Below are 16,555 nucleotides of genomic sequence, written 5' to 3' on the forward strand. Positions count from 1 at the left end.
GTTGGCAAACACTTGTGAAATTTGAAGGGCGTGCCGACGATTCAAGTTGGATCAACACCTTGGTGTATTCGGGTCACCACTTCGAGCCGGTGCAACGGTCAGCTATAAGGGCGGGATTATCGAGGCATGACAGTTCGGCTAGAACATCGCGCTATACGAATTCTTCGCACATACCGGCGAGATCGATCCAGCATGCCTCCGCCAATCCACGCAGGACTGCAATCTCGAAATCCTCCACGTCATGGCGCGTGAGGTGGGCCGCGATATGGCCGATCAGGGTCGCGACGGATCTCCCGGGCGGAAAGGCACGCTGATTAAGGTCGACGGCGGTCCCCTTCGCCAGGACCTTCACGGCCATCGGTCCCTCCAGCCGCATGCGCACGCGGCCATGGCTCTGATCTATACCGCTTGCCTGCGGTTCGAGTGCGGCAAGCAGGTGCTTCATATCGGCACGGCGCGTCGGCTTATCGCCGATGAGCAGCCACTGGCCGGGTGAAAGGGGGCGTGCCGCCAATCCAGATTCATTGGCGAGCCGTTCGACATTTGCCGTCTGGTCCGGTGCGTCGGGGCCGACAATCATCTGCAGCACCGTCCCCTCGGGAAGCGGTGAGAGACGGATGCCGTGCGAGACGAGAGGCGTGCGATCGGCGAGGGCGGGCAGGGCGCGAAGATCAGGCATGGAGCTTCTCGTTGCTGGGATCGAAGAACACGGGCGGGCAGAGCCGGGCGGAGGTGAATTCGCCATTGAGGCCATTCCAGACGACGACCTCCTCGCCGTGCCGCTCGTCCCCGCGTTTGACCAGCGCCAGGCCTATCGTCGAGCCGACATGCGGGGAATGGGCGCTGGACGTCACATAGCCCTGGTCGTTCTCCAACGTCGCCGCCGCGTTCTTGGCGAGGATATGTGCGCCGGTGCGAAAGGTGTCGGCAGGGTCGAGCGGCACGACGCCGACGAGGCGCGGCCGGTCGGGTGCGGCAAGGCCTTCGCGTTGCAGCATGGCTTTGCCGATGAAGTCCGGCTTGGCCAACGAGACCATTTTACCAAAACCGAGATCGGCGGGTACCACCGTCCCGTTAATCTCGTTGTGGGTGACATGGCCTTTTTCAATGCGCAGCACACTCAGTGCCTCGACGCCGTAGGGCATGAGGCCTTCCGTCCGACCTGTCGCCATCAGCGCCTCCGCGACGCTGTCGCCATAGGCTGCGGGTATGGCGAGCTCATAGGCGAGCTCGCCGGAGAAGGAGATGCGGAACAGCCGGCCGTGCAAGGCGCCCCCGAAAAGCGAAACCTCGTGCGCTGCCAGATACGGGAAGGCTGCGTCCCCGATATCCTCGTCGATGATCGCCTGCAGGATTTTGCGGGATTTCGGCCCGGCAATCGCCATCTGCGCCCATTGGTCGGTGACGGAGGCAAGGCGCACATCGAGGTCCGGCCAGAGCGCCTGGGCGCAGAATTCCAGATGGTTCATGGCGCCCGCCGCATAGGCGGTGGTCGTCGTCATGAGGAAGCGGTTTTCCTCCAGCCGGCTCGTCGTGCCGTCGTCGTAGATCATGCCGTCCTCGCGCAGCATCAGGCCGTATCGCGCCTTTCCGATCGGCAGCTTCAGGAAGGCGTTGCAATAGACGCGGTTGAGGAATTCGGCTGCATCGGGACCGCAGATTTCGATCTTGCCGAGCATCGACACGTCGCAAAGGCCGGCATTCCTGCGCACGTTGACGACTTCGCGGGCGACGCTTTCGCGCCAGTCTTTCTCGCCGGTGCGGGGGAACCAGGCGGAGCGATACCAAAGGCCGGTTTCAACGAAGACCGCGCCATGCCTGGCCGCCCAGCCATGAAGCGGAGAGCGGCGGACGGGCTGGAAATGCTCCCCGTGATGAGCGCCAGCGAGCGCACCGAAGGACACTGGGGTATAAAACGGGCGGAAGGTAGTCGTGCCCACCGCGCCCGGCGAAAGGCCGCGCGCCTCGGCGAGAAGTCCGATGGCGTTGACGTTGGAGAGCTTGCCCTGGTCGGTCGCCATGCCGCCGGTGGTATAGCGCTTTGCTAGCTCGACATGGCCGTAGCCTTCCTTGACCGCGAGGTCGAGATCCTTGCGATGCACGTCGTTCTGATAGTCGACGAAGGCCTTTCCCTTGCCGCCGGGGATTGACCAGAGAGTTTTGGCGGGGGCCGACACAGGCACATCGCCTTCGACCGTGCCGAAGGCGACCGGCGTTGCGGTAAAACCGAACGTGGCCACCAGGTTGGCCCCCCGCCGCGCGCCGTCGTCCAGGCAGGCCGCAAGTCCGTCGATGCCGCGGGCCGCACCGGCGGGCGTGAGGCCGCCGAAGTTGGCCGGCGGCAGGAAGCCGGCCTTCTCATCCGACCAGACCGGCCTGCCGCCGCGGTGGCAGGCGAGATGGACGACCGGGCTGAAGCCGCCGGACATGGCGAGCGCATCGACCTTCAGCCGGTCCGTACGGCTGCCGCTGCGGATATCGATGGCGGCGAGGCTCCTGCCGCCATGGGCGTCCGTGACGACGGCATCGCGCAGCACACGTGCCTTGCCAGCATAGGTCGCGCCGCCCGCCGCCCGCGGGTCGACGATGGCCGAAACGCGGACGCCGCGCGCCTCCAGGTCGGCGGCCAGCTGGTAGCCGCTATCGTTGGCGGTGAAGATCGCCGTCGTCCTGCCGGGGGCAACGGCGTAGCGGTTGAGATAGGTTCGCATGGCGCCGGCCATCATCACGCCGGGAATGTCGTTTCCGCCGAAGACAAGCGGTCGCTCCTCCGCGCCGGTTGCCAGGATTGTGCCCTTGGCGACGATGCGCCAGAGACGCTCGACCGGCCGGGACGGCGACAGTGTCGCGATATGCCTCTGCACGCGTTCGACTGCACCGAAGACATTGCCGTCATACCAGCCGAAGACGGTGGTGCGCGTCAGAAGGGTGACATTGGGCAGCGATCTTAGCTCCGTCGCGCAGGCCTCGGCGAAGGCGGATGCTGGCGTTCCGCCGATGATTGCGGTCTCCGAAAGCAATGAGCCGCCAGCCATGGCGTGTTCATCGGCGACAATGACCCTGGCGCCGGCGCGGCCGGCTGTCAGCGCCGCGGCGAGGCCCGCCGGCCCGCTGCCGACGACCAGCAGATCGCAATGCGCCCAGCACTTGTCGTAGCTGTCCGGGTCGGCCTCGTGCGTCGCCCGGCCTAGGCCGGCAGCTTTTCGGATGAAGGGCTCGTAGACTTTCTCCCAAAACGGCGCGGGCCACATGAAGGTCTTGTAGTAGAAGCCGGCGCCGAGGAACGGCGAGGCGAGGCTGTTGAGCGCGCCGATATCGAAGGCGAGCGACGGCCAGCGGTTCTGGCTGCGGGCTTCGAGGCCGGCATAAAGCTCCTGCATGGTCGCGCGGGTGTTGGGCTCCGTGCGGCCGCTGCTGCCGATGGTCATCAGAGCATTCGGCTCCGCCGCGCCTGATGTCAGAATGCCACGCGGGCGATGATACTTGAAGCTGCGGCCGACGAGACGGCGGCCATTGGCGAGAAGTGCTGAGGCGAGGCTGTCGCCTTGGACGCCCTGCAAGGCCTTGCCGTCGAAGGTGAAGGAAAGGGGGTGGCCGCGGTCGATCAAGCCGCCCTGCGGCAAACGATAGGAGGTCATGCGGCTTGTCCTTTCGCGGCGGCGGCATCCTGGGAGGTGTTGACCTGATGGGTTACGGTATCGCGGCAGACGATCAGCCAGCGGCGGCAGCCGGCAGTGTGGTGCCAGTATTCCTCATAGGCGCCACGCGGGTTCTCCCGGAGATAGACGTAGTGGAACCAACTGTCCGGGTCGGCGTCGGGTGCGGGGCGCGCCAGCGCCGCGCCCTTGATGGTGAATTCCTCTTTCGGTCGTGATCCGCAATGCGGGCAGGGCACAAGGCTTGCCATGTCGAAGGTCCTCGATCGGTTCGTCAGTGGAGGTTGGGCTGGGCGCCCTGGCCCTTTTCGTCGAGAAGGTGGCCGCGGCGGAAACGGTCGAGGCGGAAGGCCGCTGCCTTCTCGTGCGGCGTGCCGCGCGCCAGAAGATGGGCGAAGCAGAAGCCGGAGGCGGGCGTCGCCTTGAAGCCGCCGTAGCACCAGCCGGCATTGAGATAGAGATTGTCGATGTGGGTGCGGTCGATGATCGGCGAGCCGTCCATCGACATGTCCATGATGCCGCCCCACGCCCGCAGGACCCGCACCCGCGAGAGCGCCGGGATCATCGCCTTGCCGGCCTCTGCGACATGCTCGACGGTCGCGAGGTTGCCGCGCTGGGCGTAGGAATTGTAGCCGTCGATGTCGCCGCCGAAGACGAGCCCGCCCTTGTCGGATTGCGACACATAGAAATGTCCCGCGCCAAAGGTGACGACGCCGTCGATGAAGGGTTTCAGCCCCTCGGACACGAAGGCCTGCAGGACGTGGCTTTCCAGCGGCAGCTTGAGATCGGCCATGCGGGCGACCTCGGAGGAATTTCCGGCCGCCGCCAGCGCCAGCTTGCCGCAGCCGATGAAGCCGCGGCTGGTCTCGACGCCGGTAACGCGGCCGTTCTCACGCCGGATGCCGGTCACTTCGCAGCCCTGGATGATGTCGATGCCGCGGCTGTCGGCGCCGCGCGCATAACCCCAGGCCACCGCATCGTGGCGCACGGTGCCGCCGCGCCGCTGCAGCAGCCCGCCCTTGATGGGAAAGCGCGCATTGTCGAAATCGAGGAAGGGCACCATGCGGCGCACCGCCTCCCGGTCCAGTAACTCGGCATCGACGCCGTGCAGGCGCATGGCATTGCCGCGCCGCGTGAAGGCGTCGCGTTGGGCGTCGGAATGATAGAGATTAAGCACGCCGCGCTGCGAGACCATGGCGTTGAAGTTGAAATCCTGCTCCAGCCCTTCCCAGAGCTTCATCGACAGCTCGTAGAACGGGTTGTTGGCGGGCAGCAGATAGTTGGAGCGGATGATCGTTGTGTTGCGGCCGACATTGCCGGAGCCGATGTAATTCTTTTCCAGCACCGCCACATTGGCGATGCCGAATTCCTTGGCGAGATAATAGGCGGTCGCCAGCCCATGTCCGCCGCCACCGACGATGACCACGTCGTAATGCGGCTTCGGTTCAGGCTGACGCCAGGCAGGCGTCCAGTCGCGGTTGCCGCGAAGGCCGTTCCAGAGGAGGGAGAAGACTGAGTAGCGCATGGCATCGCTCGTCGAAAAGAGGCTGTTTGCTTTTCGTAGCAGCGGCGGGCTTGCCTATATTGCATGATAAGGACAAATTCGGATAGATTTGGGCCATGCTCCTGCCAGACACCCGCAACCTCCAGCGCATCGGCTTTGTGCTCGTGCCGAATTTCGCCCTGATGTCCTATGCCTCGGCGAGCGAACCGCTGCGCGCGGCAAACCTCATTGCCGGCACTCCGCTTTACGACATCGTACCGCTTTCGGCGGACGGCCTGCCGGTGCGCAGTTCCGCCGGACTGGAGATCGCCTGCGGCCGGCTCGCGGATCTCGGCGGCGCCTGCCACACGCTGCATGTCTGCGCCGGCGGCAACCCGGCCGACTGGCGGGACAGCGCCGCGCTGCATGCGCCCCTGCGAAAGTTCGCCCGCGACGGGGTGCGCATTGGCGGCATTTCGAGCGGCGCGTATATCCTGGCCGCCGCCGGTCTGCTGGAAACCTGCGACTTCACGGTCCATTGGGAGCATGCGCCGCTGCTGCGCGAGACCTTTCCGCATCTCACGCCGCGCCAGGCGCGCTTCGTTGTCGATGGCGGGCGCGTGACCTGCGGCGGCGGCGTAGCGCCGCTCGACATGATGCATGCCGTCATCGCCGAGCGCATGGGCGCGGATTTCGCCCGTCGTGTTAGCGACTGGTATCTCCATACCGCCGTCGCCGAATCGGCCGATCCCCAGCGTGGCTCGGCGGCCGAGCGTTACGGCACCCATCATCCGGCGCTGCTGACGGTGCTGGAGATGATGGAGGCGTCGATCGAGAATCCGCTCGGCCGTCCTGAAATGGCGAGACTTGCCGGCATCAGCCCGCGGCATCTCGACCGGCTTTTTCTAACCCATCGCGGGGAAAGTTTTCTCGATACTTACCGCGCGATCCGTCTGGCGCATGGTCGCCGGCTCCTGGAGCAGAGCCCGCTGTCCATCGCCGAGATCGCCTATGCAACTGGCTTTTCCAGCGCCGGCCATTTTTCCCGCGCCTTTAAGGCCGCCTATGGACAGACACCGGCGGGTGCGCGACGCTAACCGCCGAGCTGCTCGGAAACCAGGACCGGGATTTCCTTCAGGGCGAAGGCGCGGAAGGCGGCAGCGACCGGAGAAGGCGGCACATCGCGCCGTTCGACAAGCCCTACCTGACGGCTCGCCGTCGTATCGCCGAGGTCCAGCGCCGCCACGCCCTCATAGGCCCCGTACATGGTTAGCGAAGGCAGAATGGTGAGGCCGAGACCCGTCTTCACCATCGCGACGAGCGAGGTGACGTTGTAGACGGTGATCAGCGAACGTGCCGAAATCTGCTTATAGTCTTCCGCCTCGATCCTGTCGGAAGCGCCGTTGCGGATCAGCGTTGCAGCCTTGAGGTCGCTCCACTCCACGGGCCGATCCAGACGGCAAAGATCGTGGTCGTCTTTGCACAGCAACTTGAACCGGTCGGAGAAGAGTGGCGTGAATTCCACCCCGCCGCCTGTGCGGCTTTCGCCGGCGATGCCGATATCGGCGACGCCGCTCTCCACCATGCGCCGCACCTGCGCGGTGTCTATGTCGAAAAGCTCCACTTGCACCTGCGGCCGGGTTTCGAGAAACCGTTGCAGGATCGGCGGCAGCACGTTCGTCGCCACCGATGGCACGGAGGCGATGGACAGGCTGCCGATGCGGCTGTGCGCGAAGGCGCGCATGATGCTGACCGACTTGTCGAAGCTGCGGATCTGCTCGCGGCCGAGATCGAGCATCAGGTTGCCGAGCGCCGTCAGGCTGTTCTTGCGGTCGGTCTGGAACAGCGGCCCGCCGATCTCTTCTTCCAGCTGTTTCAGTGTCATCGACACGGCCGAGGCCGTGCGGCCGACGGCATCGGCCGCGTCCTTGATGTTCCCGCTCTCCGCCACCGTCACGAAGACCCGCAATGCTTCCAGCTTGATCATAGCACCAACTTCAATTCTTCTGAAATTGATAACAGAAATATCCGCTTGATTGAAGTGCTGTGCTGGCGGATTTTCGTCTCAACAGAATGGAGACCGCACATGGCAGAACGCTACGCCAACCTGATCGGCGGCAAATGGAGGCAGGGCGCACGCTTCCATGAAAACCGCAATCCGTCGGATGTCACCGACCTGATCGGCCTCTATGCGCAGGCCGATGAAGCCGATGTCGACGAGGCGATTGCCGCCGGTCGTGCAGCGATGCCGACCTGGCGTGCGACCGGGCTCGAACAGCGCCAAGCGATCCTCAACAAGATCGGCATGGAACTGATGGAGCGCTCCGCCGAACTCGGTGAACTCTTGTCGCGCGAAGAGGGCAAGCCGCTGGCGGAAGGCCGCGGCGAGGTTTTTCGCGCCGGCCAGTTCTTCACCTATTATGCAGCCGAGGTGTTGCGCCAGCTCGGCGAGAACGCGGATTCCGTGCGCCCCGGCATCGAGATCGACATGCGCCGCGAGCCGATGGGGCTTGTCGCCGTCGTCTCGCCATGGAACTTTCCGACCGCCACGGCGAGTTGGAAGATCGCGCCGGCACTCGCTTACGGCAATGCGGTCATCTGGAAGCCGGCCAACGAGACGCCGGCCTCGGCCTTCGCGCTCGCCGACATCATCCACCGCGCCGGCCTGCCGGATGGCGCATTCCAGCTGCTGATGGGGCCGGGCGCCGTCGTCGGCAACGGGCTTGCCGGCCATCGCGGCGTTGATGCCATCACTTTCACCGGGTCCTACGAGGTCGGCTGCCAGGTCGCAGTCGCGGCCGCCGCGAACCTCACGAAATTCCAGCTGGAACTCGGCTCGAAGAACGCGCTGCTCATCATGGATGACGCCGATCTCGACCTCGCCGTCGCGGCCTCCATTGGCGGCGGCTATTCCGGTACGGGGCAGAAATGCACGGCGTCCTCACGCCTTGTGGTGCATGAAAAGGTCCATGACGTCTTCGTCCAAAAACTTGCCGCCGCCGTCGCCGCGTTGAAAGTGGGGCATGCGCTCGCGGACGGCACGCAGGTCGGGCCGGTGGTGAGCGAACGCCAGCTTGCGGCGAACCTCGCGTGGGTGGATCGCGCCCGCTCCGCAGGTGCCGAAGTCGCCATCGGCGGCGAGCGCCTGCAACTCGCCCATGACGGCTTCTACATGACGCCGGCGCTCCTGACCGGCACGACCAATGCCATGGATTTCAACCGCGAGGAAATGTTCGCGCCCATCGCCGCCGTGCAGACGGTCTCTTCCTACGAGGAGGGACTTTCCGTCGTCAACGATACGCGCTTCGGCCTCGTCGCCGGCATCTTCAGCCGCTCGCTTGCCCGCACCACGCATTTCCGGCGCCATGTCGAAACCGGCTGCGTCACCATCAATCTCCCGACGGCGGGGACGGACTATCATGTACCCTTCGGCGGGCGGAAGGATTCGAGTTTCGGTTCACGCGAGCAGGGCCGTTCGGCGGCCGAGTTCTACACTCAGGTCAAGACCGCCTATATCCGGGCGGGGGAGCCGGAGTAAGGCCATGGACGCAAAGATCGCCAGCCCCCTCGTAGACTGCCTGCAATATGCCAACTGGAGCCCGAGCGTCTTCACCGAGATGCGGGCCGGCGGCGTGCATGCCGTGCATGCCACCATCGCCTATCACGAAAATTTCCGCGAGACGGTGGCCAACATCATCGCCTGGAACCGCCATTTCGAGCGTCACCCGGATCTCATCTTCCCCGGCCGCTCCGGCAGCGATATCGAGCGCGCCATGCGGGAAGGGCGCACCGCCATCTTCTTCGGCCTGCAGAACCCGTCGCCGATCGAGGACGACATCGGTCTGATCGAGGTCTGCCATATGCTCGGCGTGCGCTTCATGCAGCTCTCCTACAACAACCAGTCATTGCTTGCCACCGGCTGCTACGAGGGGGAAGATCCGGGTATTACCCGTTTCGGCCGGCAGGCTATCGCCGAGATGAACCGGGTCGGCATGGTCATCGACATGAGCCATTCCGCCGAACGCTCCACGCTGGAGGCAATCGAGATTTCCACGCGCCCGATCGCCATTACCCACGCCAATCCGCACTGGTGGCATCCCGCACTGCGCAACAAATCCGACACCGTGCTGAAGGCGCTGGCGCAGTCGGGCGGCATGCTCGGCCTGTCGCTCTATCCGCATCACCTGAAGGACGGGTCGAACTGCACGCTGGAAAGTTTTTGCGCCATGGTCGCGGATACGGCATCGCGCTACGGCGTCGAGCATGTCGGCATCGGCAGCGATCTGTGCCAGGATCAGCCGGATTCCGTTGTGACCTGGATGCGCAACGGCCGCTGGTCGAAGGCGACGGATTACGGTGAAGGATCGGCGGCAGCGGCGGGCTTTCCCCGGCAGCCGGCCTGGTTCGGCAGCAATGCGGACCTCGGCAACCTGCGCCATGGCCTGCGCAATGCCGGCTTCTCCGAGGAGGAGGTCGGCGGCATCATGGGCGGCAACTGGCTGCGGTTCTACACCGCGTCCTTCGGGCCGATGCCATGACCAGCCGGGCGCTCGACATCACGACAGGACCGGCGTTGGCGCTGCGTTCGCCGGACGTCGTCATGCGTCTGCAGCGGATGGGTGCCTCCTTCCCGACGCGGCTCAGCTTCCTGCGCAGCCTGATCCGCCGTCTTGCTGCAAGCGGCACCACGGTCCGCCGATCGCTCTGGAGCATGGACGATGCGGGTTTTGGCGATGCGGTCTATACGCTCACGCTCGGCGGGCACGACTACAGTCTCGTTGCCTTCTCATGCCCGCTTCCCGACGACCAGCGCTCCGACCGCGTGATCGCGGAAGCCTGGGATACGAGCTACGTGCTCTATGACGGTATTCCCGACGCGACCGAGATTGACCGGCTGCGGGCGAATGCGCCGCGGCAGGAAGCGGGGCGGTTCGGCCCGTGCGATCTGGTGCTGAGCCGCGCCAACAAGTCCGTGCGTTTCTTCGAGCATGTCGCCGACAGCCTCGCCCACGGCCGCCAGCCGGATCGGCAGCGCCTCGGCGAGGTCGGCTACCTGCTGCGCACCACCGCCGTCTACGGCAACGGCAAGTTCGGCATTGCCGATCGTTTCGTGCTGGCGGAACGCGAGGGGCTCGCCGGTCCCTTCCAGGCGGAGATGCTGACCGTCTGGCTGATCCGTGAATTCTCCCACGATCTGGTCGAGCACGTCGCCCGGCGCAGAGCGCCAAAAACCTTCGTGCCGCTCGCGCCGGACCTGCGCCGCCATATCGGCGTCGGCAACTCCACCGGCCTCGGCATGGCGCCGTTCCTGGCGAACCATCCGGTGCTTCTGAACAACTGGGTCCTCGCCCGCGAAACCGCCTTGGCGCGGGTGCGGGCGAAGCCGTATCCGGATGCGGCGGCGCTGAACCGGTTGGCCGATCTCTGGCGGCAGGCGGCCCTGCATCTCGATCAATGGTCGGTCGAGGACGGTGCCTTGATGGCACGCCTCCTGCTCCTGCGCAGGGAATGGACCGAAGCCGAAGGCTGGATCGATCCGGCAAGGCTGCTGGCCACCTCGTTCCCGGTCGCCTCACTGCTCGACCGTTCGCAATCCCTGTCCATAGACTTCCAGGAGTTGCTGGCCGCTCTCATCATTGAAATGGCGGGCGCGGAGAACGACGATCTTGCGGACGGCATGGCGGCCGCGCGGGAAGGGGGGCCTGAAACGGGCATGCGGGTCTCAGCCCTTCGCGGGCTCCTGCGTGATCACTACGGCTGGGCCATGGCCATCGCCTTCGACGCGCCGGCCGAAACCGCCCAGTTCTGGTATGTCTCGGAGGAGAAGCTGGAACCCCGCCTCGGTCGTCGCGCCACGGAGCCCGGCGCGGATCTGGAACTGCCGCTCGATATCGCCCGGCAAGTGCAGCAGCTCGCCGCCGACCTTGCGGATACGCCGGACGGGCAGACGGTCGCCGCCTTCCTCGCGCGTTTCCCGCAGCATCGTCACGTGGTGCGCCGCATCCAGACGACGGCGGCTGCGCCCTATGCGGAAATCCGCGACAACCTGCTGTCGGATCGCTGCCTGCCGATCGACATGCTGCGCTGCAAGCTCGCCTTCTTCGGCGCCTCGAAGTTCGACCCGCGCTCGGATCGCTGGACCCGCATCACGCTTTTCCAGGGTGCGCCGACGGCCGGCGAGATCACGGCCGGCGAAACCGACGATTGCTGGCTTCCGGTGCTGCCATGACGACGATCCTTCTTTCCTACAACGAAGTGCAATCGCTCGCCCGCAAGGCGGCCAGCGGCGCGGGCCTGCCCCATGGCGTCGCGGAAGAAATCGGCCACGCAGCCGTCTGGCTCTCGGCGCGCGGCGTCGATGCCATCAGGGTCGTCGTCGATGCCCTTGGCGACGAGGCACAGGGCAGGCAGGCCGTTCTCCGTGGTCAAGCGGCCATCGATGCGCTGTGCTGCGGAGAGACCGAGCAGGGCTTGCCTGAGGATCAGGCCTATAGCCTGTTGCTGATCGGCCTTGCCGGCGCGGCGGCGATGGATACGGGGCTGAACCTTACCGTGCAGCAGGGAAATGGCGATGTCGCCCCACTCGCCCGGGTGAGCGATGTCGGCGGCCTGTTGCTCACCATGAAGACCTTGCGCGTTATGCCTGACGATGCCGCGCCCGCCTGCTCCGGATCGCCGCGGCCAACGCCGACCGATGCCGCGGCCTACGCGGCAGCGCTTAGCCTGGCAGCCAGGACCTACGTGCCGGCTTCGGACCTGTCGCGCGCCCAGGGCGCCGGCGCCGGCACGACCGACAACGATTGAGGATGTTTCCATGACGGACCGGATGATGACGCTCGCCGCGATCGAGCACCTGTGTCTGCGCGCCTTGGTGGCCGCGGGCGCCAGCAAGCCCAATGCCGCCGCCGTCGCCCGCTCGACAATGCTGGCGGAGCGCGACGGCATTCGCAGCCACGGGCTGCTTTATGTGCCGATCTATGCGGAGCATGTGCGCGCTGGCAAGGTCGATGGCATGGCGCAACCGGCCGTGTCGCGCCCGCGTCCCGGCGCGGTCGTCGTCGATGCGGCAACCGGCTTCGCCCATCCGGCAATCGATGCCGGCTGGGCGAAGTTCATCACCGCTGCGCGCGAAAACGGTGTCGCCGTGATGACGGTGTTCAACTCCTACAATTGCGGCGTGCTCGGCCACCACGCCGAGCGCATCGCCGAAGCCGGCCTGCTCGGCCTCTGCACCACCCACGCGCCGGCCTCCATCGCCCCGCCGGGCGGGCGCGTGCCGGTCATTGGCACCAATCCCTTCGCGCTCGGCGTTCCCGATGGCGGGGGCGGGGCGGCACTCGTGCTCGACCAGTCGGCGAGCGTGGTCGCGAAATCGGAAATTCTCCTGCGGTCCCGCGAAAGGCGGCCCATCGAGCCCGGCTGGGCGCTCGATGCGGAGGGCGCGCCGACGGTGGAACCGGCCGCCGCCCTCAAAGGATCCATGCTGCCCGCAGGCGGGCACAAGGGCTTCGGTGCCGGGCTTCTCGTCGAAATCCTGGCCTCCTGCCTGTCGGGGGCGGTGCTCAGCAAGGATGCCAGCCCGTTTTCCGGCACGGCGGGCGGTCCGCCGAAAACCGGCCAATGTTTCATCGCCTTCGACCCTTCAGCCTTCTCCGAAGGCTTTTCACAACAGGTCGCAAGTCTGCTTGGCGCCATCGCCATGCAGGACGGCGCGCGGCTTCCCGGTGGCCGCCGGAAGGCGGCACGCGAGCGCACCGAGCGCGACGGCGTGCCTATCGATCCGGCGCTGATCGAACGGATCGAAGCACTCTTCCGCTAAAGTTTTTCTGAAATCCGGATCAGTTATTTCGGTTTGATAAAAGTGGCCGCTTTCGACATCGTAACCGTCAAGACCACTACAACCACAACAAAGGGAACGGACATGAAGATCAAGACATCCATTCTTGCGGGCGCCTGCCTGTCCTGCATGGTTCTCGGCGGCAACGCCGCCCAGGCTGCGGAATGCGGCACGACCGACCCCATCACCGTCGCCGAAATGACCTGGCTTTCCGCCGGCACGCTCGCCTATGTCGCCAAGGCGATCCTTACCGAAGGCTACGGCTGCAATGTCCAGATTGTGCCCGGCGACACGGTGCCGACCGCCTCCTCCATGCTGGCCAAGGGCGAGCCGGATATCGCACCGGAACTCTGGGTCTCCACCGTCAAGTCGACCTGGGACCAGATGCTGGCGAAGGGCACCGTCTACAAGGCGGGCGATATCTTCGCGAGCGGTGGCCAGGAGGGCTGGTGGATCCCGGATTACGTTGCCGAGGCGCATCCGGAAATCCGCTCCGTCAGCGACCTCAAGGACAACTGGAAGGTCTTCGAGGACGAATCGAACGCCGGCAAGGGCCGCTTCTATGCCTGCCCTCCGGGCTGGGGCTGCGAGATCATCACCAACAACCTCGTCAAGGCGCTCGGCCTTGAAGAGACCTACGAGATCTACCCGACCGGTTCCGGTGCCAACCTGAAGGCGACCATCGCCCGGCAGGTCTCGCGCAAGAAGCCCTTCATCGGCTGGTACTGGGGGCCGACCGAAGTGATCGGCAAGTACAAGCTGAAGGTGCTCGAGATGCCGGCCTATGACGCGGCCAAGTTCACCTGCCTCACCGATGCGAAGTGCGAGAAGCCGGAACTGACCGGCTGGGCGATCGGTGAAGTCGCCGTGGCCGCAACGACCAGCCTCAAGGAAAAGGCCCCTGCCGTCGCCGAGTTCCTGTCGAAGATGCAGGTGCCGAACGCCGAGATCAGCGATGTGCTGGCCTGGGGCGACGACAACAAGGCCTCGCCGGAGGAGGTCGCGACGTACTTCTTCAAGAACTACGAAGCGATCTGGACCAAGTGGGTGCCGGCCGATGTCGTCGAGAAGGTCAAGGCCTCGTTCTGAGGCCCATCTTGTGGGGCCGGCGCAATCCTCCCGGTTGCGCTGCCCTTGCAAACTTCCTTTGCCGATGGTTCGCGCCGCCTTGTGGCCGGCAAGAGATGTATCCTGAAAGGCTTGTGCCGTGGCAGACAATTTCCCCGAGCTCATCGACACCCGCGGCCTGCGCTTTGCCATCGACGATGGCTTCAGCTGGGTCGTGGCGAACTATGGCGACGTGTTCGAGCGGCTGCTGATGCCGCTGCTCAAGCTGCTCAGCGGCATGGAAACCTTCCTGCAATGGCTGCCCTGGTACGTCACTATCGCCGCCATTGCCGCCCTGACCTATTCCGCATCGCGCAGCCTGAAGGCGACCGCCGGTGCCGCGGTCATGCTTGTCTTCATCGGCGCGCTGGGCCTGTGGAACGACGCCATGGCGACGATCGCGCTCATGCTCGCCGCAACGGTGGTGGCCGTCGTGGTCGGCATTCCGCTCGGCATCGCGATGGCGCGCTCGGACTGGCTGCGCTCGATGGCCCTGCCGCTGCTCGACATCATGCAGACGCTGCCGATCTTCGTCTATCTCATTCCCTTCGTCATGCTGTTCGGCCCGGGCAAGATCCCGGCCATCCTCGCCACCGTGTTCTTCGCCATTCCGCCGGTCATCCGGCTCACCGATCTCGGCATCCGCCAGGTCGATGGCGAGGTGGTCGAGGCGATTACCGCCTTCGGCGCGACGCCCCGGCAAAAGCTCTTCAAAGTGCAGATCCCGCTCGCCTTGCCGACGATCATGGCCGGCATCAACCAGACGACGATGATGGCGCTCTCCATGGTGGTCATCGCCTCGATGATCGGCGCGGGCGGCCTCGGCTACCAGGTGCTGCAGGGCATCCAGCGGCTGGAAGTGAGCCGCGGCCTCATCGCCGGCATCGCCATCGTCTTCCTCGCCGTGATCTTCGACCGCATCGCCCAGTCCTATGGACGGCGCGCCCAGAAACACCTTGCCAGCGGAGAGTGAGGCCGTGACCGCTTCCGACGTGAAAATCCAGATCGAGAAGGTCTACAAGATCTTCGGCGACCGCCCGGACGATGCGATCGCCGAGCTGCGCGCCGGGGCGCAGAAGACCGAGGTGCTGCAGAAGACCGGTTGTGTCGTCGGCCTCAAGGACATCGATTTCTCGATCCGCAACGGCGAGACCTTCGTCATCATGGGCCTGTCGGGATCGGGAAAATCGACCCTGATCCGCCACTTCAACCGGCTGATCGAGCCCACCGCCGGTCGCATTCTGGTCGGTGGCCGCAACATCATGGAGATGAATGCGAAGGAGCTTCTCGCCTTCCGTCGAAATGGCATTTCCATGGTGTTCCAGCGCTTCGGCCTGCTGCCGCACCAGACGGTGCTGGAAAACACGATCTGCGGGCCGATCCTGCAGGGCGTGAACCGCCGCGAGGCGGTGGCGCTCGGCATGGAACAGCTGGAACTCGTCGGGCTGAAGGGCTTCGAGAACCGCTTCCCGCGGCAGCTTTCGGGCGGCATGCAGCAGCGCGTCGGCCTCGCCCGGGCGCTGGCGACCAAGGCGGACGTGCTCCTGATGGACGAGGCCTTCAGTGCGCTCGACCCGCTGATCAAGAGCGACATGCAGGAGCAGCTGAAGGACATCCAGGCGCGGCTGAAGAAGACGATCATCTTCATCACGCACGATCTCGACGAGGCGCTCCATCTCGGCGACCGCATCGCCATCCTCAAGGACGGCGAGTTGCGCCAGGTCGGTACGGGAGAAGAAATCCTGTTCCGCCCGGCCGACGATTATGTCGAGCGCTTCGTGCGCAAGGTCGACCTGTCGCGGGCGATGTATGCGCATGAGGCCTTCACGAAGGTTCCGGTCCTGACGAGTGCCGAGGCGACCCCGGAACGCTCGGCCGCGCTGTTGCGGGAGCATCCGGGCGTTGTCGTTACCAATGGTGTCGCACCCCGCCTTCTCGCGCGCGGTGCAACGGGCGAGGCGATCGCGGTGGCGTCCGTCGATGCCGGTGCCGCCATCGGCCAGTGCTTCCCGCTGCTCGCCGCGCAGGACGCCATCCTCGTCACGGAGGGCGGCGCGGCGACGGGCATGCTGACGCGCGAAATGGCCTTCAAGGCACTGGCGCGTTCGGCACGCCCGGTCTGAGGCGCCACATCCAAGAGAAAAGAACCGATGAAGAGCCATGTGCTGACCGTATCCTGCCAATCGACCCGCGGCATCGTCGCCGCGATCACCGGCTACCTCGCCGAGAAGGGGTGTTATATCTCCGACAGTTCGCAGTTCGACGACCTGGTGACGGGCCTGTTCTTCATGCGCCTCACCTTCCTCAGCCAGGAAGGCGTGTCGGAGGAGGAGATCAAGTCCGGCTTTGCCGCCGTCGGCAAGAAATTCGCGATGACCTACCGCTTCAACGACAGCGACGAGCGCATGAAGGTGCTGCTCATGGTGTCGCGCTTCGGCCATTGCCTGAACGACCTGCTCTACCGCTGGAAGA

The 16,555-nt window shown here is 65.4% G+C and carries 14 protein-coding genes and 1 pseudogene; 10 read left to right on the forward strand and 5 right to left on the reverse strand.

What is annotated here, in order from left to right:
* Positions 1-151: 151 nt before the first annotated feature.
* Genes GB927_RS26500 through GB927_RS26515 form a run of 4 tightly spaced genes read right to left on the reverse strand, consistent with a single transcriptional unit; the run spans position 152 to position 5,181 of the window.
* Entirely contained in the window at positions 152-679 is a 528-nt protein-coding gene (locus GB927_RS26500) for a sarcosine oxidase subunit gamma family protein (protein WP_256120226.1), read from the reverse strand.
* Positions 672-3,638: a sarcosine oxidase subunit alpha family protein gene (locus GB927_RS26505; protein WP_256120227.1), complete on the reverse strand. Its 2,967-nt coding sequence runs from the start codon at positions 3,636-3,638 to the stop codon at positions 672-674. Before GB927_RS26505 ends, GB927_RS26500 begins: the two co-directional genes overlap by 8 nt.
* Complete coding sequence (locus GB927_RS26510) at positions 3,635-3,907, reverse strand: sarcosine oxidase subunit delta (protein ID WP_256120228.1); 273 nt, start codon at positions 3,905-3,907, stop codon at positions 3,635-3,637. Before GB927_RS26510 ends, GB927_RS26505 begins: the two co-directional genes overlap by 4 nt.
* 23 nt (positions 3,908-3,930) lie before the next feature.
* Positions 3,931-5,181, reverse strand: a complete 1,251-nt coding sequence (locus GB927_RS26515) for a sarcosine oxidase subunit beta family protein (RefSeq protein ID WP_256120229.1) — start codon at positions 5,179-5,181, stop codon at positions 3,931-3,933.
* Positions 5,182-5,276: 95 nt separating this feature from the next.
* Between GB927_RS26515 and GB927_RS26520 the strand changes: the two genes are divergently transcribed.
* Entirely contained in the window at positions 5,277-6,236 is a 960-nt protein-coding gene (locus GB927_RS26520; protein WP_256120230.1) for a GlxA family transcriptional regulator, read from the forward strand.
* On the opposite strand, the gene GB927_RS26525 is transcribed toward GB927_RS26520, so the two are convergent.
* A complete protein-coding gene (locus GB927_RS26525) occupies positions 6,233-7,126 on the reverse strand; it encodes a LysR family transcriptional regulator (protein WP_256120231.1) in 894 nt (297 codons plus the stop codon). The two genes, GB927_RS26520 and GB927_RS26525, sit on opposite strands and share 4 nt — an antisense overlap.
* A gap of 99 nt (positions 7,127-7,225) precedes the next feature.
* On the opposite strand from GB927_RS26525, the gene GB927_RS26530 reads away from it, so the two are divergent.
* From GB927_RS26530 to purU, 9 genes and pseudogenes are all read left to right on the forward strand, one after another.
* The gene (locus GB927_RS26530) at positions 7,226-8,677 is read left to right on the forward strand and encodes an aldehyde dehydrogenase family protein (protein ID WP_256120232.1); all 1,452 of its coding nucleotides are present in this window, start codon (positions 7,226-7,228) and stop codon (positions 8,675-8,677) included.
* A 4-nt stretch (positions 8,678-8,681) separates the two neighbouring features.
* Positions 8,682-9,677: a membrane dipeptidase gene (locus tag GB927_RS26535; RefSeq protein WP_256120233.1), complete on the forward strand. Its 996-nt coding sequence runs from the start codon at positions 8,682-8,684 to the stop codon at positions 9,675-9,677.
* Positions 9,674-11,368, forward strand: a complete 1,695-nt coding sequence (locus GB927_RS26540) for a hypothetical protein (RefSeq protein ID WP_256120234.1) — start codon at positions 9,674-9,676, stop codon at positions 11,366-11,368. The genes GB927_RS26535 and GB927_RS26540 overlap by 4 nt, the downstream gene beginning before the upstream one ends.
* Positions 11,365-11,943: a DUF3726 domain-containing protein gene (locus GB927_RS26545; RefSeq protein ID WP_256120235.1), complete on the forward strand. Its 579-nt coding sequence runs from the start codon at positions 11,365-11,367 to the stop codon at positions 11,941-11,943. The genes GB927_RS26540 and GB927_RS26545 overlap by 4 nt, the downstream gene beginning before the upstream one ends.
* A 10-nt stretch (positions 11,944-11,953) precedes the next feature.
* Positions 11,954-12,958 (forward strand): Ldh family oxidoreductase, encoded by a 1,005-nt coding sequence (locus GB927_RS26550; protein WP_256120236.1) that lies wholly within the window; start codon positions 11,954-11,956, stop codon positions 12,956-12,958.
* Between the two features lie 102 nt (positions 12,959-13,060).
* Entirely contained in the window at positions 13,061-14,065 is a 1,005-nt protein-coding gene (locus GB927_RS26555; protein ID WP_256120237.1) for a glycine betaine ABC transporter substrate-binding protein, read from the forward strand.
* A gap of 118 nt (positions 14,066-14,183) precedes the next feature.
* On the forward strand, positions 14,184-15,056 hold the full coding sequence (locus GB927_RS26560; RefSeq protein WP_439655533.1) for an ABC transporter permease: 873 nt from the start codon (positions 14,184-14,186) through the stop codon (positions 15,054-15,056).
* A 4-nt stretch (positions 15,057-15,060) separates the two neighbouring features.
* On the forward strand, positions 15,061-16,206 hold the full coding sequence (locus GB927_RS26565) for a quaternary amine ABC transporter ATP-binding protein (protein WP_256120238.1): 1,146 nt from the start codon (positions 15,061-15,063) through the stop codon (positions 16,204-16,206).
* A gap of 27 nt (positions 16,207-16,233) precedes the next feature.
* Positions 16,234-16,555 (forward strand): annotated as a pseudogene (gene purU / locus GB927_RS26570) (formyltetrahydrofolate deformylase); the annotation flags it as partial.

Origin of the sequence: Shinella lacus, from assembly GCF_010994755.1 — a bacterium.
Taxonomy (GTDB): Bacteria; Pseudomonadota; Alphaproteobacteria; order Rhizobiales; family Rhizobiaceae; genus Shinella; species Shinella lacus.